We start from the raw sequence: 26,411 nt of genomic DNA, 5'->3' as shown, positions 1-26,411 counted from the left end.
CTTACAAATAATACAATATGAATCAATATGATGTAGCTATCATCGGCTCTGGACCTGGAGGCTATGTGGCGGCCATTCGATGTGCCCAATTGGGAATGAAAACCGCATTAATAGAAAAGTATGCTGTGCTTGGCGGTACATGCTTAAACGTAGGATGTATTCCTTCCAAAGCGCTTTTGGACTCATCGCACCATTATGAAGATGCAGTTAAGCATTTCGAGGAACACGGTATCGATATTCCAGGGGAGGTAAAAGTGAACTTGAAGCAAATGATTGCCCGTAAACAAGCTGTTGTGGATCAAACCACCAAGGGAGTCGAGTTTTTGATGAGCAAAAACAAGATTGATGTTTACCATGGCGTAGGAAGTTTTAAGGATGCCACACACATAAATATTGCAAAAAAAGACGGTGAAGAGACCATCGAGGCTAAGAATACCATTATAGCCACGGGTTCCAAACCTTCTTCCCTGCCTTTTATTGAAATTGATAAAGAAAGAGTGATTACCTCAACCGAAGCCCTAAAACTTAAGGAAGTTCCAAAACACTTGATCGTGATAGGCGGAGGGGTAATCGGTTTGGAATTGGGTCAGGTATATAAGCGCTTGGGTGCAGATGTTACCGTAGTGGAATTTATGGACCGCATTATCCCCGGCATGGATGGCGCTTTGTCCAAAGAACTCACCAAAGTGATGAAAAAGCAAAAGGTGAAATTCAACCTGTCCCACAAAGTAAAATCAGTGGAGCGCAAAGGTGATGAGGTAATTGTAAAAGCCGATGACAAAAAAGGTAAAGAGATTACCATTTCTGGTGATTACTGCTTGGTAAGTGTTGGCCGTAAACCGTATACCGATGGATTGAATGCCGAAGCTGCAGGGGTGAAATTGGATGATAAGGGCAGAGTAGAAGTAAACGAACACCTGCAGACCAATGTGTCCAACATTTATGCGATAGGAGATGTGGTAAAAGGTGCCATGTTGGCCCATAAGGCTGAAGAAGAAGGTACCATGGTCGCTGAATTATTGGCAGGCCAAAAACCTCATATAGATTATAACCTTATACCAGGTGTTGTTTATACTTGGCCAGAAGTTGCCTCTGTGGGCAAAACAGAGGAGCAATTAAAAGAAGAAGGCGTAGCATATAAAGCAGGTCAGTTTCCGATGCGTGCCTTGGGAAGGGCCCGTGCTAGCATGGATATTGATGGTTTTGTGAAGATACTTGCCGATAAGAGCACCGATGAAGTACTGGGCGTTCACATGATTGGGGCACGTTGTGCCGATTTAATTGCCGAAGGTGTTACCGCAATGGAATTCAGGGCGTCGGCCGAGGATATTTCCCGAATGAGCCATGCCCACCCAACCTTTGCCGAAGCCGTTAAGGAAGCTGCATTGGCCGCAACTGACGATAGAGCTTTACATGCTTAAGTAAATTATCTCTGGGCAAACCGGGCAAACCTCGGAGCATTTAAATCTCGATTATCGAGTAAAAAATGCTGCTTAAAAACACGTATTTTAGATAACCTCAAAGCATTCAGTCTTAGGATTGAATGCTTTTTTTAGCTTCTGACCGTACGTAAAACTCTTCTGAGGAATAACCGAACTCTGATAAAAAGCTCTCTTAGCACAGGAATGGAAATTTCTTTCAGTTCAATAAGTTGGTACTTGGCATAAGAAATGCCCAAAGCAAGCTGTGATTTGATATTCGCTTCGTATCGGTTGTACTGTAACGATAAAAATGTACAAACCATCATAAAAGCGAGAGCGCCTGCAACCACAATTTCAGGCGAAAGTGAATGTTTAAAGAAACGGTACAGCCCCAATCCAGTGAAACTTCCATAAAGTACAACAAAATGAATCACGTAGATAGAAAGCGTACTTGCACCAATTTTCAGAACTGTTTTGTTCGTCATAAATCGGCGAAGGATCATGAATATGGCAAAAACAACGAGCACATTGCCCAAACGGATAAATAAATAGTTGTTGGATAGTATTAAGTTGAACAATTCCAACCCGGTCCAGTCATAAAGTCCTTTAAAAACATTGGAAGATTGATATATTAAAAAATAACCAATCGCCAACGCTATGGAAATTGCCGAAGAGTATAAATATTTATAGTTTTTATATCGCGTAAAAAGCACCGAGATAAAGGCACCCAAAGTAGTATATCCAAACCAAGGAGCAATGGTAAACACCGAACCATTGGCCTTGGTAAAATAATTGGCGATAAAATCGGGCAAAAAAGCAAAAGTCCAATCCTTGTAAACCCGTTCGAACAGAAAAAGTGACAAAGTAATGCTGATCAGAACAATAGGGAACACATATTTTTTTCTATTGGCGGTAAGCAAATATGTACCAATAAGACCTAGAATGGAAAGCCCGATACAATGGAGCACATCTACCAAATAAAACGAATTGTAAATTTCACCTTTAAGGAGCCCTCCAAGATTCAAACGTAGTAAATAACCAATGGCCAATAGCTGTAAGCCACGACGAATACCTTTGGACACCCTCGGGTTTTCCATTCCGTTTTGTGGAACCCGAATCAATAAATAAGTAAATATAAAGCCAGAAACGGTAAAGAAAACAGGAGCGGTAATTCCTCTAAAATATAGCCAAACATTGTAAACAGAATTGCTTGAGTCCCTAAAAACAGGATCCAACAAACCATCGATGAAGTGTCCTTGCAACATCATCAAAATGGCCCATGCGCGCATGGCGTCTATAAAAAATAACCTGTTATTCTTGGCTGTCATTTGGTTCACATTCAACCTATATACTTGTTTAGCAGGTAGTTTGGACGTTTCTCGTGCCAAAAATATGCAAAATAGTCGCATGTCTGCTTCAATCGGGGTATTTTAGCGAAACAATTAATGATTTTATACTATGGCTGCAATTTTGGCATTTGCCGGGAGCAATTCTTCCACTTCTATCAACTTTAAATTAGTAAAACTCACGACTGCATTAGTGCAAAACCATGATATCCAGACGCTAGACATGGCAGAACACCCTTTTCCCGTGTTCAGTGAAGACCTTGAAAAAGAAGAGGGGTATTCCGCTTCGTTGAAGGAATTGAAAGAACAAATAAATAGTGCTAGCGGTCTAATTTTGTCCGTTAACGAACACAACGGAAATCCTTCGGCCTATTTTAAAAATGTATTGGATTGGCTTTCCCGCATGGACCGCAAGTTTTTGGAGGGCACAAAAGTGCTGTTAATGTCCACTTCTGGAGGAAAGAGAGGGGGAAAAGGTTCCTTGACGGTGGTTGAAAATATGCTGCCGAGGTTTGGTGCGGAAATTGTAGCTATCTTTTCCTTGCCATCTTTTTATGATAAGTTTAGTGAAGAGGGCATTTTGGACGAAACCTTAAAAAATGAACACCAAAATGCATTGAACACCTTTTTGGATGCACTAAAACAATAGGTATTGCGAACACACCGTTCCTTTAAGATAAACTCCCTTTTACAAAGTAAAAAGGCGCTGCTCCAATGGTCTAGGGCTTACCAGAGCGTGATTTGGTTGGATAGCAACTCGCACCGGGATGCATATTCCAGTTTCGAAGCCTGCCTAGCCGTTGGCGCATCCCAAATATTGATGGGCGTTGATGAGCTTCAAACTTTTGTGGACTGGCAAAAGGATTGGGTTTTTGGGTATTTTTCCTATGATTTTAAAAATGAATTGGAAGATTTGATTTCCGAGAATTTAGATGTTCTTGGATTTCCTATGCTGCAATTTAATCAACCTAACAAAATTATAATGGTTGATGATGGACAGCTTCATTTTAAGTATTTGAACGCTTTTGCCCACGAAATTGAAGCCGATTATGCTGAGATTATCAATTTTCATCAAATGGATTCCCCAAAGAAACAGCCGAGCGACCCCATTAAAATTAAAATGCGGATTCACAAGGACGCCTATTTTGAAAAAGCCAACCGTTTTTTGGAGCATATCCACCGTGGCGACATTTATGAAGCTAATTTTTGTCAGGAATTTTATGCAGAAGATATTTCCATTGACCCTTGGCATACCCATCACAAATTAAACAGCATTTCCGAACCGCCGTTTTCCGTATTTGCGAGATTAAGGGATATGTATTTGATGTCTGCTTCGCCCGAAAGGTACATCAAAAAAATGGGACAAAAAGTGATTTCACAACCCATAAAAGGAACTGCACCGCGTGGAAATGGTGAAGAGGATGATCAAAGAATCAAAAAAGAATTGTTCCAAGATGAAAAAGAGCGCTCAGAGAACATCATGATCACGGATTTAGTCCGCAACGATTTGTCCAAGAGCGCTTTAAAAGGTTCTGTGCAAGTCGAAGAGCTCTGTAAACTATACACTTTTAAGCAAGTACATCAGTTGATCTCCACCGTAGTTTCAACGGTTCCAAAGGATAAGAATTCCATAGAACTGATCAAGGAAACATTCCCCATGGGCAGTATGACGGGTGCCCCGAAGATTTCAGCAATGAACATTATTGAAGATTTGGAGGAAACCAAACGAGGTTTGTACAGCGGAGCCGTAGGTTATTTTGACCCCAACGGTGATTTTGATTTTAACGTAGTGATTCGGAGTATTTTGTACAACGCCACTAAAAAATATGTATCTTTTTCTGTTGGAAGTGCCATTACCGCAAAATCCGACCCAGAAAAGGAGTACGAAGAATGTTTGCTTAAAGCTAAAGCTATGCGGACCGTTTTGGAGGAAAGCGAATAAAGCTGGATGTTAGTTGATAAGTGTCAAGTTCCTTGCCTACGGCAGGCAGGCAAGTTCAAGTTCCAATAACTGAAGCTCTAAAAGTATCGGGCTTTGACACGAATGGCACATATCATCACGAATATCACTTATTTCGAGTTGTCATCCTGAGCATTTGAAGGAGCAGTCGATAATCTTTTTTGGGCAAAAAGGTAAAGGGTTGGACGCGAATTTCACTAATATCTCGAATCAAGTGCAAGTTCAAGAACCAAGATATAAGAACTGGATCATCCAGAAACCAGCAACCAGCAACCGGGATTGGACTTCTGACACCGAGCATCCAACACCGAACATCTAACAACAAAAGAATCCAACAACTGAATAGCAAGGTCGATGGCCGGAAGACTAAGGTTTATTTGTAAATTCGCGCTATGTTCCCAAAGTTCAAAGCGTACATTAACAAGGAGATGCCTTTCCTAAAAGAAAAGAAGCTATTGTTGGCCTGCAGTGGAGGTTTGGACAGTATCGTATTGACACATTTGTGCAAAGCGGCCAACTTGAACATCGCTTTGGCACATTGCAATTTTAAGCTACGTGGTGATGAAAGTGATGGGGACGAAACGTTTGTACGTCAACTAGCATCCGATTTTGGTATTGAAGTCTTTGTGATGTTATTTGAGGCCGAGAAATATGCCGAAACCCAGCGTTTGTCCGTTCAGATGGCAGCAAGGGAGTTGCGTTACCAATGGTTTTCGGGTTTGATAAAAACCAAAGGTTATGATTATATTTTAACGGCCCACCATGCGGATGATAGTTTGGAGACCTTTTTGATCAATCTATCGCGCGGTACGGGAATAGAAGGCCTTTCCGGTATTCCTGAAGTGAACGAACATGTGGTTCGGCCGTTGCTACCCTTTTCCCGAAGCGAGATTTTGGCCTATGCCGAATCAAAAGGTGTTGATTGGCGAGAAGATAGCAGCAATGTCAGCACCAAATACCTTCGGAACAAGATTCGTCATCAAATTGTGCCCGTTTTAAAGGAATTGCATCCCACTTTTTTGCAAAATTTTCTGACTACCCAAAATCATTTGCAACAATCAAACGATTTGGTCCTTAATCATTTAAATGAATTAAAGTCCAAGTTGTTTGAGCAGCGAGACGGTGATATTAAAATTAGCATTGCAGCACTGGAACAACTACAACCGTTGGATGCTTACTTGTATGGACTGTTCAAAGATTATGGGTTTACAGAATGGAACGATGTAAAAGACCTTTTGTCCTCCATGAGTGGCAAACAAGTAGTTTCCAAAACACACCGATTGCTCAAGGACAGGGATTTTCTGATTCTCTCTGAAATAAAGAACAAGGTAAGCGGAACATACCTTGTTCATATAGATGGAACTCTATCCGAGTTGCCCATAAAACTAAAGCTGGAAAATGTTGAGACCTTAGAAAAACAGGGGCGAAATGTTGTATTTTTGGATAAGGAAAAGTTAAACTTTCCGTTAGTGTTAAGAAATTGGGAAAAAGGCGACTATTTTTATCCCTTCGGGATGCAGGGCAAGAAAAAACTGTCCAAGTTTTTTAAGGATGAAAAACTGGATGTGATTTCAAAAGATAAGCAATGGTTGCTCTGCTCGGACAATAAAATTGTTTGGGTAGTGGGCAAAAGAGCGGACGAACGATTCAAGGTTGATGATTCAACTCGAGAAATTATAAAGATTACACAACTTACATGAGATTATTAGTACTCTGTTTAGGATTATTCTTCATCAATTTAACCACATTCGCTCAAACGGATGAGAATCCTGCGGTTTGGAGCCATGAGGTACATAAATTGTCCGACACTGAATACGAGCTGGTGTTCAAGGGCAAAATCATGGACGGGTGGCACGTATATTCGCAATACACGGCCGAAGGAGGTTCCTTGCCCAGCGAATTTTCTTTTGAAAAAGCAGGCGAGGACTACGAACTTATTGGTAAAACCGAAGAAAGTGAGACCATAAAGGAGTACAGCGATATTTTTGAGGTAGAAGAGACCTTTTTCAAAAAAGAGGCCATCTTCACCCAAAAGATAAAGTTGCTTGATCCAGAGGTAAATCAAATTTCGGTAAACCTGTTTTATCAGATTTGTAAGGAAGTCTGTCTACCTGTAGATCATCTTTTTCAAATTTCGTTGGATGGGAGTGGCTTTGTGGCCGAAGAAGCGTCCTTGGACGAACGGAGTTTGGCTTTGGGCGAGTCTCTTAAATTGGATTTAAAGAACAAAAACCTCTTGAATCAAAATGGGGTATCCGATTCCGAAGGAAAGTCCAACTTATGGGTAATTTTTGGATTGGGATTCATCGGTGGGCTTATTGCCTTGTTGACGCCCTGTGTGTTCCCCATGATTCCGTTAACGGTTTCCTTTTTCACCAAACAAACCCAGAACAAATCCAAGGGAATAGGCAATGCCTTATTGTACGGATTCTTTATCGTTTTAATTTATTTTTTGTTGAGCTTGCCGTTCCACTTGTTCAATTCGGTGGACTCACAAATTTTGAATACCATAGCCACCAATATTTGGCTCAACGTATTCTTCTTTGTCATTTTTGTGTTCTTTGCCTTTTCATTTTTTGGTTATTACGAACTCACCTTGCCCAGCTCATGGGCTAATAAAATGGATTCTGCATCATCCAAATTAGGAGGGGGACTGGGCGTCTTTTTTATGGCATTGACCTTGGCTATCGTATCTTTTTCGTGTACAGGACCCATTTTGGGCGGACTTTTGGGCAGTACAACTCTTGCCGAAGGCAATGTGGCCACTAACTTAACATCGGGAATGGTTGGTTTTGGTTTGGCTTTGGCCTTGCCATTTGCTTTGTTCGCTATGTTTCCAGCTTGGTTGAATTCCTTGCCAAAATCCGGTGGTTGGATGACCACCGTTAAAGTAGTGCTCGGCTTTTTGGAGCTGGCCTTGGCCTTTAAATTCCTATCAAATGCCGATTTAGTTGGGAACTGGGGCATTTTTAAACGGGAAATATTTGTGGGGATATGGGTAGTGCTCTTTGTTTTAATGACATTATACCTCTTCGGAATATTCAGATTTCCGCACGATGGCCCCAAGAAAAATTTGTCACCAGCCAGAAAAATAGTAGGCTTGTTAAGCCTTGCTTTTAGCGTTTACTTGATTCTTGGTCTTTTCAATATCACCCAATTAAAATTGCTGAGTGGTTTTCCTCCGCCAAGTTTTTACAGCGTTGTGGAAACAGAAAGCGATTGTCCGTTAGGATTGGATTGCTTTAAGGATTTTGAGGAAGGCCTGACTCATGCGCAAGAGGTGAACAAACCCATTTTGCTCGATTTTACGGGGTGGGCCTGTGTAAATTGTAGAAAAATGGAAGAAAACGTCTGGAGCGACCCCGATATTTACCCCATCATCCAAGAGGATTACGTGTTGATTTCCCTTTATGTAGATGATAGAAAGGAACTTCCAGAGGAGCACCAATTCGATTTTAAATATGATTCTGGAAGGGTAAAAGCCATTGAAACCATTGGTCAAAAATGGGGAACATTCCAGACAATCAATTTCAATGCTGCATCGCAGCCATATTATGTGCTACTTTCCCCAAACTTGGAAATTTTAAACGAAGCGGTACAGTATGTAGATGCTGAAACTTATGAGAAATGGTTGAAATCCGGCTTGGAAAAACACCATCTTTCTATGAATAAATAATTGATATTTGTCAATATTTTTTTTCAACCATCTAAAAAAATAATTATACCTTAGGATGGATTAATAGACTTAACCCATCTTCGTGAAAAACTACAAAAAGATTCTTCTTGTTCTTGCAGGATTGCTTCTATTTGTAATTATTGGCATTACTATATTTATTAACAGTCTTAAACCAGATTATGGTGGAGAAAAAGCCTTGTCGGGCCTCTCCAATGAGGTAACAACTTATTTTGACCCCTACGGGATTCCCCATATTTATGCAGATAATGAAACAGATGCCATAAGAGCATTGGGCTATGTACATGCCCAAGATAGATTATGGCAAATGGAATTGTTGCGAAGGGTGGCCAAAGGACAACTTTCCGAAGTTTTTGGTGCGGACATGATCAAAACCGACAAGTTTTTCCTGTCTTTGGGTATCGCTGACCATACCAAAGAAACAATAGCGGCATTGGACATGCAGAGTGAGGCCATAGTACTATCCCGAGCTTATTTGGATGGCATTAATGAGTTTATAAAAAACGGGCCAACACCTATTGAGTTTTATTTGACAGGGATTGAAAAGGAGCCATTCACCATTGAAGATGTTTACAATGCCGTTGGATACATGGCCTTTAGTTTTGCCATGGCGCACAAAACAGATCCATTGTTGACAAGTATACGCAATAAACTAGGTGAGGAGTATATTGATGACCTGGCCATACATTCGGATACTTCCACGGTTTGGATTAAAAACTTTAAAGGAGTCGAAACAGATACTATGGGAACAAATATTACCGCGAGTGTATCGGCAGCTTTGGATAAACTTCCCATTCCGCAGTTTGAAGGGAGCAATAGCTGGGTGGTAGCCCCACAAAAGACCAAAAATGGTAAAGTGATTTTGGCCAACGACCCACATATAGGTTTTGCCCAACCCTCTGTATGGTACGAGGCCCATGTAAGTACCCCAGCCTATGAAAAATATGGGTATCATTTAGCTGGAGTTCCTTTCCCTTTGTTAGGCCATGATAGAAAGCTGGCCTACGGCCTCACCATGTTCGAGAATGACGATATTGATTTTTATTACGAAGAAACCCATCCATCCGACAGTACTAAATACAAAACCTTAGAGGGCTGGAAGGATTATGAATTTATCCATAAAACCATCAAAGTAAAGGACGGGGATGATGTGGTTTTCAGTTATAAGAAAACGCATCACGGCCCTGTTCTAAATAACATTGCCGACCAAATTTCCGGAGAACGGCCCGTGGCCATGTCTTGGATATACACCAAACCCAAAAATAGGGTGATGCACGCTCTTTACAGTATGAGCCATGCCACCGATATGGAGGAATTTAAAAGCGCCTTGCCCAACATCCATGCACCTGGGCTTAATGTAATGTATGGTGATGCCGAGGGCAATGTGTCCTGGTGGGCTACAGCAAAACTTTACGAAATGCCCGATGGCCTATCCACCAAGTTTATTTTGGACGGAACCACGGGGAAAGAGGAGCCACTACGTTATTTGGATTTTTCCGAAAACCCCATGGCCGAAAACCCACCTTGGAATTATGTGTATTCTGCCAACAATCAACCAGACTCTATTGTGGGAATGTTGTATCCTGGCTATTATTTGCCCGAGAACCGTGCCAAGCGAATAGTTCAACTACTCGACGCAAAAGACGATTGGGACAAGGAGTCAATTTCAAAAATGATGCTGGATGTTACTTCGCCAGTAAACACGGAATTGGTTACAGAATTGATAAAACTGTTGGATGTAACCCATTTAAACACCGAACAGTTGGTAATGGTAGATTCTTTAAAGAATTGGAACGGAAAATACGCTTTAACGAGCACTAGTCCAACACTTTATCATAGAGCACTTTATTATATGGTAAAGAATACTATGGAGGATGAGCTTGGACCAGAAATGTTCAAACAGTTTTTAAAAACTCATTTGTTCAAAAGACAGATTGCTTGGGGAGCCAAAATGGAAAATGGGAAATGGTGGGATAACATAAACACTAAGGAGATTACTGAAACAAGACAGGACATAATCATTAAATCCTTTGCCGATGCTTGGAGTTCCCTAGTTAAGGACTTTGGCCCCGACCCTAGCCAGTGGACTTGGGATAAAGTACACACTCTGGAGCACCAACACCCGTTTGGACAAGTAGCTTCGCTCCGTAAATATTTTAATGTGGGCCCGTTTCCGGTTACAGGAACTCGTGAGGTTATCAATAACCTATCGTTCCCTTATGATAGTACAGGGTTGTACAAGGTAAGTTCTGGTCCGTCCACAAGACGTGTCATTGATTTTTCAGATGTGGAGAACAGTATCAGTATATTGCCAACGGGGCAATCTGGAAACCCTTTTAGCAAACACTACGATGATCAAGCCGAAATGTATGTCAATGGAAAGTTCCGTAAAATGATGATGAACAAGCAGGAAATCCAAGAAACCGCTGCATCCATTTTAATCTTCCGTTAATTCAAAAGGGGCTTTCGTCAATTCAAATTAGGGTATTCGTCAAAAGGGAGTTCTTTTTGAAGTGGGATTGGCTATTTTTCAGTCTTTTTTTCAACTAGAGAAATTCCATCATGCTCATAAAAGTTTACGGTAGTGCCGTATTTGGAATAGGGGCAACCACCATTGTCGTAGAGGTCAACATAGATAAAGGCATCGGGTGCCACTTGGCAGGGTTGCCCGATAATGCCATAAAAGGAAGTAACTACAGGATTGCGACTGCTCTTCAAAACAATGGATACAGAATTCCCGGCAAAAAAATAACCATCAACATGGCTCCGGCCAATCTAAGAAAAGTAGGGTCGGCTTACGATCTTACTTTGGCCATTGAAATTTTGGCGGCATCTTGCCAAATTCGTTCAGAAGACATTAATACATACTTGATCATGTGAGAGCTTTCTTTGAATGGAAGTCTACAACCCATAAAAGGTGCTTTGCCCATTGCCTTAAAAGCCAAGAAGGAGGGGTTTGAAACATTTATTTTACCCAAAGAAAATGTGAAAGAAGCTGCCGTTGTAGAAGGACTAAAAGTATATGGCGTTGAAAAGATTAAAGAGGTCTTTGATTTTTTTGATGCCGATATTCCTTTGGAACAGACCCATGTGGATACCCGAAGGGAATTTTACGAGCACTTGCATCTTCCAGAGTTTGATTGTGCCGATGTAAAGGGACAAGAAAGTATAAAACGATGTATGGAAATAGCTGCGGCAGGTGGGTACAACATTATTTTGATAGGTCCGCCTGGGGCAGGAAAAACCATGTTGGCCAAAAGATTACCCTCCATTTTGCCTCCGATGACGCTTCACGAAGCTTTGGAAACCACCAAAATACAAAGCGTTGTGGGAAAAGTTAAAAATAAGGGGTTGATGAGTCAGCGTCCCTTTAGAAATCCACACCATACAATTAGTTCCGCAGCCTGATGAAATTTCTTTGTCCCATAATGGTGTACTTTTCTTGGATGTGCTACCGGAATTTGAGCGCCGTATACTGGAAGTGATGCGTCAGCCCATGGAAGAAAGGGAAGTAACCATTGCCCGTGCACAGTTTACGGTAACCTATCCCAGTAGTTTTATGTTGGTTGCAAGTTTGAATCCGAGTCCCGGAGGGTATTTTAGCGACCCTGATACATCCGTCACATCCTCTCCCGCAGAAATGCAACGCTATTTTGGGAAAATATCGGGTCCGGTGTTGGATAGAATAGACATTCATATTGAAGTAACCCCTGTTCCTTTTGACAAATTGTCCGAAGAACGAAAAGGGTAGAGTAGTATTGTTATAAGAAAAAGTGTGGAAGCCGCACACGAAATACAAACCCAAAGATTTCAAGAGGTTGGATGTATCCACTACAACGCCCAAATGGGCACAAAACATATTAGAAAGTTTTGTAAGTTGAATGAGTTTTCCAAAAACCTTTTAAAAGATGACATGCAGCATTTAAACCTTTCTGCTAGGGCTTACGACCGCATTTTGAAGGTATCCCGGACCATAGCCGATTTGGCACAGTCCGAAGATGTAGTGGAAAACCATATTTCTGAAGCTATTCAATACCGAAGTTTGGATAGGGAAGGTTGGTTGGGTTGATTGGAACAAACCACATCAAAAGAAAAGCGTATTGGATAAAATATAGTTTAAAGAGCTGTTCTTCAACAAATTCGCAATAGCACAACCTTAATTGGAAAGATACTCAAGGAAATAGTTAAATGTTGGTTAAACGTCTGTTTTTAAATGTCTTATGTCTTATTTTTGCGCGATTTTAGAGAATTCAGAGAATATGCAATGTGTGGAATTGAACCCAGTAGGGAACTTTGACCCTTGGGAGCAAGAAAGGATTGATGAATTACTGCATCAAGAAATTAAAGAATCGTTGAGCAATAAGTTGGTTTTTGAAGACGAGAGCATAAAACTATGGGATTTGCACTTGGCTCCTGGTGATCGACTTTCTTTTAGAAGACACAATACCAATTATGGTTGGGTCTGTACCACCGGAGGTTTGGTGATTACCCGTTATGGCAACGGAAAAATAGATATGATCAAATTAAACCCCGGCGATACCGATTTCTTTGAAAATAGGGGCAAAGACTACATCAACGACTTGGAGAATATTGGAGAGCATACCATAGTCATCAATATTTTGGAATATAAGCAAACCAAAAGGGCGGACAGTATGCAGTTCTGCAATTAAATCGCTTTCATATTAGCCTTTAGGCCTGCAATAATGCCCAAAATGTTTTCTACTGTTTCATCCAAGTAGTATTTAATGGCCAAATGCGGTATTCTTATGGTGGTAAACCCATTCTTAAAAGAATGCATGGCATCTTCCAAATCGCTTATTGCCTGTTCGTGGGTTATCATATTGTAATTCTTGTCAATCTCAATGTTGAGTTTAACACGGGAAATCGCAATATCAACAGATCTTTTACCGTCCCACCACTCCAGCATAGGGTGAACTCCGGCGTCTTTTAAGGCGTAAAACAAATGTATGGCGTCAATTGGAGTGTCGTTGTCGAGAATTACTTTTTTGATCAGTTTCGTATGTCGTTCGCAAAGCGCTACACCTAAAGATTCATTAGAAGCTTTAAACTGTTGGGGGTTAATGTCTTTGCCGCAATCCTTACATGTCATAAGTTTTTGTCAAGTTTAAGTCTAAGTATGATTTGGTGATATTATAACTTTGAGATTTTTGAAATAGTATAAAAAATCGATGTACGACAACCTACTTTTAGACGAAATACACTTTTTTGGATGAAATGCATGTTTTGTCCAGATATCCTGTTAATTTAATCGCTCCTAAACCAAAGAACCAATGTTTAAAAAAATAGGGCCGGGTGTGTTGGTTGCAGCTGCTTTTGTGGGCCCGGGAACCATCACCATGTGCACCTTGGCCGGAGCACGCTTTGGCTACGCTTTAATTTGGGCATTATTGGTGTCTATTATCGCAACCATTGTATTGCAGGGCATGGCAGGTAGAATCGGTCTGGTGACCCAAAGCGGTCTCGTGGATGTAGTTGGGACCGAACTTAAAACACCATGGATCCGAAACTTTGTAATCGCGATAGTTTTGGGAGCTATTTTGGTAGGTAATGCCGCTTACGAAGCTGGTAATATTGGCGGCGCCACTCTTGGACTTGAACAGCTTTTATCACAACAACAAATAAAACCTTTTTTGCCAGCGATCATTGGTAGTGTTATATTTCTGCTGCTCTGGTTAAGCAGCTATAAGATTTTGGAAAAGATATTTGTTGGGTTGGTCGGCATTATGGGATTGAGTTTTGTGATTTCTGCCATCATCACCCAGCCATCAATTTCAGAAATCCTCAAAGGAATGTTTGTGCCACAATTGCCCGAAGGAGGTTTGCTAACGGTTATTGCTTTGGTGGGTACTACAGTGGTTCCTTATAATCTCTTTTTGCACGCATCGTTGGTAAAGGAAAAATGGCATTCCAAAAACGATTTAAAGGCCGTGAATTGGGACACCATCATCTCTATTGGTTTGGGCGGAATGGTCTCCATAGCCATACTTATTACAGCTTCTGCGGCGCCTATTTCGGATATCAACCATGCGTTGGACATGGCCAAGTCTTTGGAACCCCTATTCGGAAAAATGGCGGTTTACTTTATGGCAACAGGGTTATTGGCAGCAGGGATTACCTCTGCCATTACAGCGCCTTTGGCTGCAGCCTATGTGGCAAGTAGTTGTTTTGGTTGGCAAGGTGGCATGCAGAACAGAAAATTCAAAATGGTGTGGGGTATTGTACTTTTATGCGGTGTGGTTTTCCTTTCCTTTGATATAAAACCAATCGAAGTGATTCAATTTGCCCAGGTCGCCAACGGAATATTGCTTCCCGTGATGGCCTTGTTGCTGTTATGGGTGGTGAACAAAAAATCCGTGATGGGAGAAAACAAGAATTCCCTGATGCAAAATGTACTGGGAATTACCATTGTGGTATTCGCTATATTTCTTGGAGCAAAAAGTATATTTAAAGTCATGGGGCCTTTTTAATTCAGTAAGCAGAAAAAAACTAAAGTTCAAGTACAAAAATATTCGTGGTGGTTAGTGAAATTTGTGTCTACAGGCGGGCGGGCGTTCAACGTTACACTTCGGACACCGGTGGTGAGCACCAAATTCTAAAACAGAAAACCTGCTTCGGACATCAGATTTCAGACTTTTAACGCAATAACAAAATAACCCAATAACCCAATAACCCAATGAAAACATGGCAAATAGACATTAATTGTGATGTAGGCGAAGGTGTTGGTAACGAAGCCGATATTTTTCCTTACATAAGTTCTTGCAACATTGCTTGTGGAGGTCACGCAGGGAATCAAGAAACCATATTGAATGTTGTCTCCCTTGCCAAGAACCATAATCTAAAAGTCGGTTCGCATCCATCATACCCGGACAAAGCCAATTTTGGAAGGGAAGTGATGGACATTTCAAACCAAGACCTAATACAAAGTATTAGAAAACAATTGGCAGCTTTTGATGAGGTGTTGGAACAAAAACAAATCAAATTGCATCACATTAAAGCGCATGGGGCTTTGTACAATCAAACCGCTAAGGATGAAAATTTGGCAAAGGTGTATTTGGAGGCCGTTATTGATTATAAGGATAAGGCCATTCTTTACGTTCCCTTTGGTTCAGTAATGGCAAAAATGGCAATGGAAAAAGGTTTTAAGGTTTGGTTTGAAGCGTTTGCGGACAGAAACTACAATTCCGATTTGTCGCTCGTCCCCAGAAAACAAGGAAATGCATTAATTGAAGAGCCCGAAGCGGTGTTGCAACATATTTTACCCATTATTAAAAAAGGTAGAGTTTTATCGGTTGATGGTGCATCCAAGGAAATCCAAGCCAATACCCTTTGTATTCATGGCGATACGGTTTCTGCCTTAAAAATATTAATGTATCTTTCAAAAGAATTAGCCATGAATCAGGTGCAGATACAAAAATGAAAAGTTACCCCATTAGCATCAAGCCCTTCGGAGAACGAGCTGTTTTAGTGGAATGGCCCGGAGAGGTAAGTGAATCCATTTTGGCAGATATCCTCGATTTTATGGACGCCTTTAAAGCGCTGAAAATTTCTGGCTGGGAAATGTCCGTTGCCTATAATTCGTTGACCATGGTCTACAACCAAGACCATATAGATTTTGAGGAGACCAAAAACTTGATTCTTGACTGCCAAGAAAAGCAAGCCAAATCAAAAACAGAAAGAGTACAGCATTTATGGACCCTTCCTGTATGCTACGACCATGAGTTTGGAGTGGATATGGAAGAAACGGCCAAAACCCTTAATCTTTCAATAGAAGAACTTATAAAGCAACATACCTCGCACCAATATGTGGTGTATGGAATCGGTTTTTTGCCAGGCTTTATGTACTTGGGCGGACTTCCAACATCTTTGGAGATTCCCCGTAGAGCAGAACCTAGATTAAAGGTTCAAAAGGGTTCGGTGGGATTGGCCAGCAAGCAAACGGGTATTTATCCGCAAGATTCACCAGGGGGCTGGAACATTATAGGGAATTGTCCCGTTAACTTATTCGACCCAGGTAAAAAGGAACCTTGTTTTGTAAAAGTAGGGGACAAGATACAGTTCGAGAGCATATCCAAAGCAGAGTACAAGCTTCATAAAATTGAGGGCGAAGTAGGCATTTACGAACCCGAAAAAGTTGTTTTGAATGCTTAAAGTATTAAAACCGGGCCTTTATTTAACCATCCAAGACCTTGGTAGGTATGGGTACAGGGATATTGGTGTTCCAATTTCAGGAGCAATGGATGTGGAATCAGTTAAAAAGGCCAATCTTTTATTGGAGAATGATGAGAACGATGCCGTTTTGGAAATTACCATGACGGGTCCCACACTACAGTTTGATACCGATACGTATATTAGTTTGTCCGGAGCACATATTGTGGCCACCCTGAACAACGAACCTGTTGATAATTACACGGTGATCAAGGTGGTTAAGGGTGATATTTTATCGTATGGTAGGCTAGAGAAAGGATTCAGGGGGTATTTGGCGGTTAAAGGCGGTTTTCAGTCGAAAAAACTACTCAATAGCCGTTCACAATTTTACCCTGTCACTCAATCTGCCAGACTTAAAGATGGCGATGAGATACCATACAGGGAGACCTTGCACTACGAGCCCAAAATATCGGAAGTAAAGATTGAGGAGCATTTTGAAATAAATAAACTAAAGGTCTATAAAGGTCCAGAGTTTTCCTTGTTGTCAGATGCCCAACTCACCGAGATTTTTGCCACACCATTCACCATATCCAAAGAAAATAACCGAATGGCCTACCAGCTTTCGGAATTAATTATGGGACATTCACATTCCATGTTGACCTCGGGAACTTTACCGGGCACTATTCAACTTACCCCAGCAGGCCGCATGATCATTTTAATGAAGGATGGTCAAACCACAGGTGGCTACCCCAGAATACTTCAACTTTCGGAAGAGTCTATCTCCATTTTGGCGCAGAAAAAGTATGGGGATGAGCTGAATTTTAAACTTGTTTAGAAACAAGTTTCATTTTATTTATAAACCAAACCTTATTTTTTCGTACCATTGAAGTATGAAAAGAAATAAACAAGTCATTGTAGAGGTCATTATTATCCCAGAAAAGGGGTAATACAGACTTGCAATTGACTTAAAAGGCCTGTATCCCATACGATACAGGCCTTTTTTATTGCAATAAAATTAATTGAATGTTGGAATTTTAATCAATCTAAAAAACTGAAAAACAGCTATTTATGTTTATTATGTTTCCAGTGGATTTAAACAGCAGGTAACTGTTAAAAATCTTGGGCTTTTTAAACATTTATCTTTGAATTGCGGTATAAATTCAGAAGAATACTGTATTTGAATGAAATTTGACAATGGAATTGAACAAGTTTAGTAAAAAAGTAACACAAGACCCAACACTGCCAGCGGCTCAAGCTATGCTGCACGCGATTGGATTAACAGATGAAGATCTTCAAAAACCTTTAATAGGGATTGCAAGTACAGGCTACGAGGGGAACCCTTGCAATATGCACTTGAATGATCTAGCCCTCGATGTGAAAAAAGGAGTAGAGTCCTCCAATTTGGTCGGACTTATCTTTAACACCATTGGGGTGAGCGATGGAATATCCAATGGAACTCCAGGAATGCGATACTCCTTGCCATCTAGGGACATCATTGCAGATTCCATTGAAACCGTAATCCATGCCATGAGCTACGACGGATTGGTCACCGTGGTAGGGTGCGATAAAAACATGCCCGGTGCCCTTATGGCGCAATTGCGACTCAACCGCCCATCTATTTTGGTGTATGGCGGAACCATTGCTCCGGGGTGTCACAACAATAAAAAATTGGATATCATCTCAGCTTTCGAGGCTTACGGACAAAAAGTGGCGGGAGCCATAGATGAAACGGAATACAAGGAAGTCATCCATAAAGCATGCCCAGGAGCTGGAGCTTGTGGAGGGATGTACACCGCCAATACTATGGCTTCTGCCATTGAGGCCATGGGAATGTCCATGCCGTTCAACTCGTCCATTCCGGCGGTAAACGATAAAAAGCAGGCGGACTGTGAAGCATCAGGTGCCGCTTTGTTGCATTTGTTGAAGGAAGACATCAAACCAAGGGACATTGTTACTAAAAAATCATTGGAAAACGCATTTAGGTTGGTCACCGTGCTTGGTGGCTCTACCAATGCCGTGCTTCACTTTATGGCCATTGCACACGCTGCTGAGGTCGATTTCACCTTGGAAGACATTACAAGAATTAGTGAATCCACTCCCTTATTGGCCGATTTAAAGCCAAGTGGAAAATACTTGATGGAAGACCTCCATAAAGTAGGTGGTGTTCCAGCGGTATTGAAATATATGCTGAAGGAAGGCATGCTTCATGGTGATTGTATGACCGTTACCGGAAAAACATTGGCGGAAAACCTATTGGATGCCCCTGATTTGGCCGAAGGACAGGATATCATCAGAAAGAAGGAGCAACCTATTAAAGATACCGGTCATATTCGTATTTTATATGGAAACCTCGCTTCCGAGGGTGCCGTGGCTAAAATCACAGGCAAAGAAGGGTTGGAGTTTACCGGAACAGCTCGTGTTTTTGATAGCGAAACTGCGGTGAATCATGGAATCCATAACGGACAAGTGCAAAAAGGCGATGTAGTGGTCATCCGTTACGAAGGTCCAAAAGGAGCTCCGGGAATGCCCGAAATGTTAAAACCTACATCTGCTATTATGGGTGCCGGACTTGGAAAGGATGTTGCACTGATAACCGACGGAAGATTTTCTGGTGGTTCCCACGGGTTCGTGGTCGGTCACGTTTCCCCGGAAGCCCAAGTAGGTGGCGGGATTGCCTTGGTAAAAGATGGGGATGAAATCACCATTGATGCCGTAAACAACACCATCAACATCAATATATCGGACGAAGAGTTCGAACAACGAAGAAAAGAATGGAAGCAACCTGAGTTAAAAATCAAATCAGGAAGCTTATATAAATATGCCAAAACGGTATCATCCGCCTCCAAAGGTTGTGTTACCGACTTGTTTTAACAATAATTGTAGGGGTATCTCCCTAAATATAGGCTTATGGAGACATTAAAAGCACAAAAAAAAGATAGTAAAAACCAAAAGGCAATTAGGATTACTGGCGCAGAGGCCATTATCCATTGTTTACTTGCCGAGGGAGTGGATTTGATTTATGGTTACCCCGGAGGGGCCATAATGCCCGTCTACGATGAATTATATAAATTTCAAGACAGATTGACCCATATTTTAACGCGCCACGAGCAAGGTGCAACACATGCAGCTCAAGGCTACGCAAGGGTTACGGGTAGGGTAGGAGTTGCCATGGCAACTTCTGGGCCGGGAGCGACCAATTTAGTAACCGGAATTGCCGATGCGCAGATAGATTCTACCCCAATGGTATGTATTACGGGGCAGGTGACCCGAAGCCTTTTGGGTTCCGACGCCTTCCAAGAAACGGATATCGTAGGTATTTCTACACCGGTTACTAAGTGGAACTACCAGATTACCAATGTGGAAGAGATTCCGGAAATAATGGCCAAGGCATTTTATATTGCCAAATCAGGAAGGCCTGGGCCTGTTTTGATAGACATAACTAAAAATGCTCAGTTCGACGAATTGGATTTTGTGTATGAAAAGTGCACCAAGGTCAGGAGTTACAAACCTGTTCCAAAGGTAGAACCAAACAGTGTCGAAAAGGCTGCGGGGTTGATTAATAGTGCCAAAAAACCATTTATCGTGTTTGGTCAGGGTGTGATTTTGGGAGAAGCTGAAGCAGAACTCAAAGCCTTTGTAGAAAAAACAGGAATTCCAGCAGCATGGACCATTCTTGGACTATCCGCAATGGATACCGACCATCCACTAAATGTGGGTATGGTAGGGATGCACGGTAACTATGGCCCCAATATGCTCACCAACGAATGTGATGTGCTCATTGCCATAGGAATGCGTTTTGATGATCGTGTAACAGGAAATTTAGATACCTATGCGAAGCAAGCCAAGATTATTCATTTTGAAATAGACCCAGCGGAAGTCAATAAAAATGTGAAAGTGGATGTGGCCGTTTTGGGCAATTCCAAGGAAACTTTGAGTGAGATATTGCCTTTAGTAAATAAAAATGAGCACAAGGAGTGGAAGGCCGAATTTGATAAAATGTATCAAATTGAATATGATACCTTAATCAACAATGACATCTATCCGACCAAGGAAGGGTTGACCATGGGAGAGGTAATTGAGCAAATCAATGTAGCTTCCGGTCATGAAGCTGTAATTGTTTCGGATGTGGGTCAGCACCAAATGATTGCTTGTCGTTATGCCAAGTTCAAACAATCCAAGAGCAATATAACCTCTGGTGGTTTGGGTACCATGGGATTTGGGCTTCCTGCCGCCATTGGAGCCAAAATGGGCGCTATGGACCGCGAGGTGGTGGCAATCATAGGAGACGGGGGTTATCAAATGACGATTCAGGAGCTTGGTGTTATTTTCCAACATAATGTGCCCGTAAAGATTGTGGTTTTGAACAACGACCACTTGGGCATGGTGCGTCAATGGCAAGAACTGTTCTTCGATAGACGATATGCTTCCACGGTAATGACAAACCCAGATTTTGTTAAAATCGCCGAGGGATATCACATTAAATCAAGAAGAGTAACAGAACGTACAGACCTTAAAGCGGCCGTGCAGGAAATGATTGCATCCAAAGACCCATACTTTTTGGAAGTGAAAGTGGAAAAGGAGGACAATGTTTTCCCAATGATTCCATCTGGCGCTTCTGTTTCTGACATTAGATTAAAATAGAATATAGACCGCACCTTAATCAACTGCAAGGACATTTCCCTTCACGTTTTTCAAGTTGCAAGCATACAAAGTATTATGGAAAAACAATGGTATACCATCTCGGTGTATTCCGAAAATCATGTAGGACTGCTCAACAGAATATCAGGAATATTCTTAAAGCGACACATCAATATTGAGAGTTTAAATGTTTCAAAATCAGAGATTGAGGGTGTTTCTAAATTTACGATTGTGGTTTTCACGACCGAGGATTGGACACGCAAGATAGTTGGTCAGATAGAGAAGCAAATAGAGGTCATCAAGGCGTATTACCATACGGATGACGAAACTATTTATCAAGAATCGGCGTTGTTCAAGATTGCTTCGTATTTGTTGTTCGATGAAAGGCAGATTCAAAACATCATCAAAGAAAGCAATGCGCAGATCGTTACCGTAAACCGTGAGTTCTTTGCCCTGGCAAAAACAGGCCGTAGGCACGAAATAGACGAAATGCACGATGCACTTCTGCCTTATGGCATTATGCAGTTTGTGCGTTCGGGTAGAATTACGGTAACCAAGGCAGCGATGCCAATAAGCGAAATATTACAGGAATTTCAAGAAAACTAAATAGCATAAAATCAAATATTTAAAATGGCAAATTACTTTAACACACTATCACTTCGCGAACAACTGACCCAATTGGGAAAATGTAGATTTATGGATTCCAGCGAGTTTGCTGATGGTGTTACCGCACTGAAAGGAAAGAAAATAGTAATAGTTGGGTGTGGCGCCCAAGGGTTGAACCAAGGACTGAACATGCGTGACTCTGGTTTGGATATTTCCTATGCCCTGCGTCCAGCTGCAATCAAGGAGCAACGTCAATCCTACAAAAACGCCAAGGAAAACAACTTTGTTGTTGGAACCTACGAGGAATTGATTCCAACAGCCGATTTGGTCATTAACCTTACTCCGGACAAGCAGCACACTAACGTGGTAAGCACAGTAATGCCTTTGATGAAAAAAGGAGCAACCCTATCTTACTCCCACGGTTTCAACATTGTGGAAGAGGGGATGCAGGTGCGTGAGGATCTTACCGTGATTATGGTAGCGCCAAAAAGTCCCGGTTCCGAGGTGCGCGAAGAGTACAAAAGAGGATTTGGAGTACCGACTTTGATTGCCGTACACCCGGAAAACGACCCTGAAGGAAAAGGCTTGGAGCAAGCCAAAGCTTATGCTTCCGGTACAGGTGGGGATAAGGCAGGTGTTCTGGAATCATCGTTCGTGGCCGAAGTAAAGTCCGATTTAATGGGTGAGCAGACCATTCTTTGTGGGTTGTTGCAGACCGGTTCCATCCTTTCTTTCAACAAAATGATTGAAAAAGGTGTTGATGCCGCTTACGCTTCCAAATTGATTCAATATGGATGGGAAACCATCACAGAAGGTTTAAAGCAAGGGGGGATCACCAATATGATGGATCGTTTGTCCAATCCAGCCAAGATCAAAGCCTATGATTTGGCCGAAGAGTTGAAAGTAATTATGCGTCCTTTGTTCCAAAAGCACATGGACGACATTATGAGCGGACATTTCTCCAAAACCATGATGGAGGATTGGGACAATGGGGATAAAAACCTATTGGACTGGAGAGCTGCCACGGGAGAAACCGCTTTTGAAAAGACGCCCGCAGGAGATATGGAAATCTCGGAGCAAGAATACTACGATAATGGTGTGTTGATGGTCGCTTTTGTGAAATCTGGGGTGGAATTGGCCTATGAGACCATGACCGAGTCTGGAATTATTGGTGATTCGGCTTACTACGAATCGTTGCACGAAACGCCGTTAATTGCCAATACCATTGCGAGAAAGAAATTGTTCGAGATGAACCGCGTAATCTCCGATACGGCTGAGTACGGATGTTACTTGTTCGACCATGCGTGTAAACCACTTTTGACCGATTTCATGAAAAAAGTGGATACCGATATTATTGGTAAGCACTTTGGTGAAGGTAAAGATACCGGAGTGGACAACCTGAGGTTGATTGCCGTAAACAAAGCTATCCGTGAGCACGATGTAGAAGTTGTTGGTGCCAGGTTGCGTGCATCCATGACGGCCATGAAGCCAATCGGATAAAACAAAACCATTGGCCCATGAGTGACACTGTGGAAACTTATTTTCCGCAAATAGCGGATATTTATCAAGCAGCAAAAATTATCGCCCAAGTGGCGGAAGAAACGCCTTTGCAGCAAAGTATCCGCTTTACCAAATCCCATGGGGCCAATATTCTCCTAAAACGGGAAGACCTTCACAGAGTCCGCAGCTACAAAATCCGTGGTGCGTACAATAAGATTAGTTCACTCAGTCAAAAACAATTGGATAGCGGAGTGGTCTGTGCCAGCGCAGGAAACCATGCGCAAGGTGTTGCCTTTGCCTGTAGTCATTTACAGGTAAAAGGGACTATTTATATGCCCGTGGTGACTCCAAAACAGAAAATAGATCAGACTAAAATGTTTGGTGGCGATTGGGTTGATGTGGTTTTGGAGGGAGATACTTTTGACGATTCCAAAAAAGCGGCCCAATTGTTCTGTGGGCAAGAAGGGAAAACCTTTGTGCATCCATTTGATGATGAAAAGACCATTGAAGGACAGGCTACCGTTGGGTTGGAGATTCTGCAACAATCCAGCGAACCTATCGACTATGTTTTTGTTGCTGTTGGCGGAGGAGGATTGGCATCAGGACTTTGTGGTACATTTCGTGCCCTGTCTCCCAACACAAAAATTATTGGCATAGAGCCCGAAGGGGCGCCATCCATGCTAAAATCCATTGAACAGGGCGAACTGGTGGAGTTGGAAAACATTGATAAGTTTATCGATGGTGCAGCTGTTCAAAAAGTAGGAGGATTGACTTATCCCATTTGCAGGGAGTGCCTGCACAAAATGGTCACCGTTCCCGAAGGAAAGGTCTGCCAAACCATCTTGGATCTGTACAATCGGGATGCGATTGTTGTGGAGCCGGCAGGGGCTTTGACTATTGCTGCCCTAGATTATTTTAAGGAAGAAATTAAGGGCAAGAATGTGGTATGTGTGGTCAGTGGAAGCAATAACGACATTACCCGTACCGCGGAAATAAAGGAAAGAGCCTTGCTCTATGCCCAGTTGAAGCATTATTTTATTGTAAGGTTTCCACAGCGCCCGGGAGCATTAAAGGAATTTGTGGTAGATATCCTTGGGCCTACTGACGATATCACGCATTTTGAATACTCGAAGAAGTCAAGTAGGGAGAACGCACCGGCAATTGTTGGCGTGGAACTTAAATCTCCTGACGATTTACAACCCTTGATCCGACGAATGAAAGAAAACAACTTCTTTGGGGATTATCTCAACAACAAACCCGATTTGTTTCAATATTTGGTGTGATGCCACCAACATTTTTAAGCATCGTTTTTATAAACTGGGTTTTCCATCGTTTTCGAAACCAATTGCATAAAAACTTAAAGAGCTATCATTCGTTTTTATGTTAATTTTGTATAGGATGGGCGACCATTTCACTCAACACTAATCGCTTAAAACAACTAGTAATGGCTACAACTAAAACAGCAATACCTGAACAATATCAAATCACTGAAGAAATCCATCAAAAAACCTATTTGGTGCATGGAGAGCTCCGTAAATGGAGTGGGGATACAAGTCCTGTGGTTTCTACGATTTCCTCTACAGAAGAATATACCCCTACAACCTTGGGAAGTGTGCCCGATATGGGGGAGCCCGAAGCGATGGAGGCGTTGGATGCTGCTTTGGCCGCTTATGATAAAGGCCAAGGCCTATGGCCGACCATGAAAGTAAAGGACCGTATTGAATGCATGGAATCTTTTGTAAAGAAGATGGAGCAGAAGCGCGAAGAAGTCGTAAAGCTGCTGATGTGGGAGATAGGTAAATCCAAACCGGATTCCTATAAGGAGTTTGACCGTACCGTTGAGTATATTTATGATACCATAGAGGATTACAAACAATTGGACCGCGATAGTGCTAAATTTCAGAAGCATGATGGTGTATATGCCCATATTCGAAGAGGCCCGTTGGGTGTTGTTTTGTGTCTTGGTCCATACAACTACCCATTGAACGAGACCTTTGCTTTGTTGATTCCGGCCATCATTATGGGAAATACTACCATTTTTAAACCAGCAAAGCACGGGGTCCTACTGATCACACCGCTTTTGGAGGCATTTCAGAGCAGTTTTCCCAAAGGAGTGGTGAATATACTTTTTGGTCGAGGAAGGGCTGTAGCGGCGCCTATAATGAAAACAGGAAAGGTGGATGTGCTGGCCTTGATCGGGAATAGTGTTTCTGCCAATGCTTTGCAGGATCAACACCCAAAGAGCAATAGATTGCGTTTGGTTCTAGGATTGGAAGCAAAAAACCCGGCCATAGTACTTCCTGATGCTGAATTGGACTTAACGGTCAATGAATGCATTTCCGGAACATTGTCATTTAACGGACAGCGTTGCACCGCCTTGAAGGTGGTTTACGTACACGATGAAGTGAAAGATAAATTCTTGAAGAGCTTTGCTGAAAAAGTGGACGGACTAAAATTCGGAAATCCTTGGGATGATGGCGTCAACTTGACCCCGCTCCCCGAGACAGACAAGCCAGCATATATCCAAGAGTTGTTGGATGATGCCTTGGCAAAAGGGGCTAAAATCATCAACAAAAATGGAGGGAAGCATTTTGATAATTACATATGGCCAGCCGTGTTGTATCCTGTGACCAAAGATATGCGGGTATATCAAGAAGAACAATTTGGGCCTATAATTCCTGTACTTTCATTTAAAGAAATTGAAGAACCTTTGGACGATATGGCAGAATCCAACTACGGACAGCAAGTGAGTTTGTTTGGTAAGGATGTTTATACTTTGTCTCCGCTGATTGATTCTTTAGCCAACTTGGTCTGTCGCGTAAACCTTAACAGTTCTTGCCAGCGTGGGCCAGATGTTTATCCGTTTACAGGAAGAAAAGACTCAGCACAATCTACTTTGAGCGTGCATGATGCCCTGAGATCTTTCTCCATCAGAACATTTGTTGCTTTCAAAGACAATGATTTGAACACCCAGACCGTAGAACAATTAATGGAGGCTAAAGTGAGCAACTTCTTGAGTACGGATTATATTTTGTAGTGTAAATACGGTAAGGGCTCGCTGTATATTTTTATGAAAATTC

The 26,411-nt window shown here is 41.9% G+C and carries 19 protein-coding genes and 1 pseudogene; 18 read left to right on the top strand and 2 right to left on the bottom strand.

All coding sequences use genetic code 11. The features are described 5' to 3' along the window. Positions 1-17: 17 nt before the first annotated feature. Positions 18-1,421 carry a dihydrolipoyl dehydrogenase gene (gene lpdA / locus AC13CC_RS17425; RefSeq protein ID WP_326277156.1) on the top strand — a complete coding sequence of 468 codons (1,404 nt, stop codon included), beginning with the start codon at positions 18-20 and terminating at the stop codon, positions 1,419-1,421. A gap of 131 nt (positions 1,422-1,552) precedes the next feature. On the opposite strand, the gene AC13CC_RS17420 is transcribed toward lpdA, so the two are convergent. After that, complete coding sequence (locus AC13CC_RS17420) at positions 1,553-2,749, bottom strand: heparan-alpha-glucosaminide N-acetyltransferase domain-containing protein (protein ID WP_482878153.1); 1,197 nt, start codon at positions 2,747-2,749, stop codon at positions 1,553-1,555. 130 nt (positions 2,750-2,879) lie between these two features. Here AC13CC_RS17420 and AC13CC_RS17415 point away from each other — a divergent pair, with 130 nt between their 5' ends. The 7 genes and pseudogenes from AC13CC_RS17415 to AC13CC_RS17385 all read left to right on the top strand — a co-directional run bounded on the left by AC13CC_RS17415 (position 2,880) and on the right by AC13CC_RS17385 (position 13,091). Beyond that, complete coding sequence (locus AC13CC_RS17415; protein WP_326277158.1) at positions 2,880-3,416, top strand: NADPH-dependent FMN reductase; 537 nt, start codon at positions 2,880-2,882, stop codon at positions 3,414-3,416. A 3-nt stretch (positions 3,417-3,419) separates the two neighbouring features. Continuing rightward, positions 3,420-4,709 (top strand): anthranilate synthase component I family protein, encoded by a 1,290-nt coding sequence (locus tag AC13CC_RS17410; protein WP_326277159.1) that lies wholly within the window; start codon positions 3,420-3,422, stop codon positions 4,707-4,709. 410 nt (positions 4,710-5,119) lie between these two features. Further along, positions 5,120-6,427, top strand: a complete 1,308-nt coding sequence (tilS, locus tag AC13CC_RS17405) for a tRNA lysidine(34) synthetase TilS (RefSeq protein WP_326277160.1) — start codon at positions 5,120-5,122, stop codon at positions 6,425-6,427. Then, positions 6,424-8,403 (top strand): protein-disulfide reductase DsbD family protein, encoded by a 1,980-nt coding sequence (locus AC13CC_RS17400; RefSeq protein WP_326277161.1) that lies wholly within the window; start codon positions 6,424-6,426, stop codon positions 8,401-8,403. The genes tilS and AC13CC_RS17400 overlap by 4 nt, the downstream gene beginning before the upstream one ends. An 82-nt stretch (positions 8,404-8,485) precedes the next feature. Further along, positions 8,486-10,873 (top strand): penicillin acylase family protein, encoded by a 2,388-nt coding sequence (locus AC13CC_RS17395; RefSeq protein WP_482878152.1) that lies wholly within the window; start codon positions 8,486-8,488, stop codon positions 10,871-10,873. Positions 10,874-10,983: 110 nt separating this feature from the next. Next, positions 10,984-12,490, top strand: a pseudogene (locus tag AC13CC_RS17390) (YifB family Mg chelatase-like AAA ATPase). Positions 12,491-12,641: 151 nt separating this feature from the next. Next, the gene (locus AC13CC_RS17385; protein ID WP_326277163.1) at positions 12,642-13,091 is read left to right on the top strand and encodes a hypothetical protein; all 450 of its coding nucleotides are present in this window, start codon (positions 12,642-12,644) and stop codon (positions 13,089-13,091) included. Here AC13CC_RS17385 and AC13CC_RS17380 read toward each other — a convergent pair. After that, positions 13,088-13,531 carry a hypothetical protein gene (locus tag AC13CC_RS17380; RefSeq protein ID WP_326277164.1) on the bottom strand — a complete coding sequence of 148 codons (444 nt, stop codon included), beginning with the start codon at positions 13,529-13,531 and terminating at the stop codon, positions 13,088-13,090. The two genes, AC13CC_RS17385 and AC13CC_RS17380, sit on opposite strands and share 4 nt — an antisense overlap. A 181-nt stretch (positions 13,532-13,712) precedes the next feature. On the opposite strand from AC13CC_RS17380, the gene AC13CC_RS17375 reads away from it, so the two are divergent. The 10 genes from AC13CC_RS17375 to AC13CC_RS17330 all read left to right on the top strand — a co-directional run bounded on the left by AC13CC_RS17375 (position 13,713) and on the right by AC13CC_RS17330 (position 26,368). Continuing rightward, positions 13,713-14,909 (top strand): Nramp family divalent metal transporter, encoded by a 1,197-nt coding sequence (locus AC13CC_RS17375; protein WP_326277165.1) that lies wholly within the window; start codon positions 13,713-13,715, stop codon positions 14,907-14,909. Positions 14,910-15,115: 206 nt separating this feature from the next. Next, positions 15,116-15,859, top strand: coding sequence for a 5-oxoprolinase subunit PxpA (gene pxpA, locus AC13CC_RS17370; RefSeq protein ID WP_326277166.1), 744 nt, complete (start codon positions 15,116-15,118; stop codon positions 15,857-15,859). After that, positions 15,856-16,590, top strand: a complete 735-nt coding sequence (pxpB, locus tag AC13CC_RS17365) for a 5-oxoprolinase subunit PxpB (protein WP_326277167.1) — start codon at positions 15,856-15,858, stop codon at positions 16,588-16,590. Before pxpA ends, pxpB begins: the two co-directional genes overlap by 4 nt. Beyond that, positions 16,583-17,422, top strand: coding sequence for a 5-oxoprolinase subunit C family protein (locus tag AC13CC_RS17360; RefSeq protein WP_326277168.1), 840 nt, complete (start codon positions 16,583-16,585; stop codon positions 17,420-17,422). Before pxpB ends, AC13CC_RS17360 begins: the two co-directional genes overlap by 8 nt. A 359-nt stretch (positions 17,423-17,781) precedes the next feature. After that, a complete protein-coding gene (ilvD, locus tag AC13CC_RS17355; RefSeq protein ID WP_326277169.1) occupies positions 17,782-19,458 on the top strand; it encodes a dihydroxy-acid dehydratase in 1,677 nt (558 codons plus the stop codon). 36 nt (positions 19,459-19,494) lie between these two features. Then, positions 19,495-21,228, top strand: a complete 1,734-nt coding sequence (ilvB, locus tag AC13CC_RS17350) for a biosynthetic-type acetolactate synthase large subunit (protein ID WP_482878151.1) — start codon at positions 19,495-19,497, stop codon at positions 21,226-21,228. Between the two features lie 75 nt (positions 21,229-21,303). Next, entirely contained in the window at positions 21,304-21,831 is a 528-nt protein-coding gene (gene ilvN / locus AC13CC_RS17345) for an acetolactate synthase small subunit (protein WP_326277171.1), read from the top strand. Between the two features lie 24 nt (positions 21,832-21,855). Then, positions 21,856-23,331, top strand: coding sequence for a ketol-acid reductoisomerase (gene ilvC, locus AC13CC_RS17340; protein WP_326277172.1), 1,476 nt, complete (start codon positions 21,856-21,858; stop codon positions 23,329-23,331). Positions 23,332-23,348: 17 nt separating this feature from the next. Next, positions 23,349-24,614 carry a threonine ammonia-lyase gene (gene ilvA, locus AC13CC_RS17335; RefSeq protein ID WP_326277173.1) on the top strand — a complete coding sequence of 422 codons (1,266 nt, stop codon included), beginning with the start codon at positions 23,349-23,351 and terminating at the stop codon, positions 24,612-24,614. Positions 24,615-24,775: 161 nt separating this feature from the next. Then, entirely contained in the window at positions 24,776-26,368 is a 1,593-nt protein-coding gene (locus tag AC13CC_RS17330; RefSeq protein WP_326277174.1) for an NADP-dependent glyceraldehyde-3-phosphate dehydrogenase, read from the top strand. Positions 26,369-26,411: the final 43 nt, after the last annotated feature.

The sequence above is a fragment of the Flagellimonas sp. L-11 genome (genome assembly GCF_056857735.1).
The sequence above is the reverse complement of the archived record's forward strand: the minus strand, read 5'-3'. Positions and strand labels throughout refer to the sequence as shown.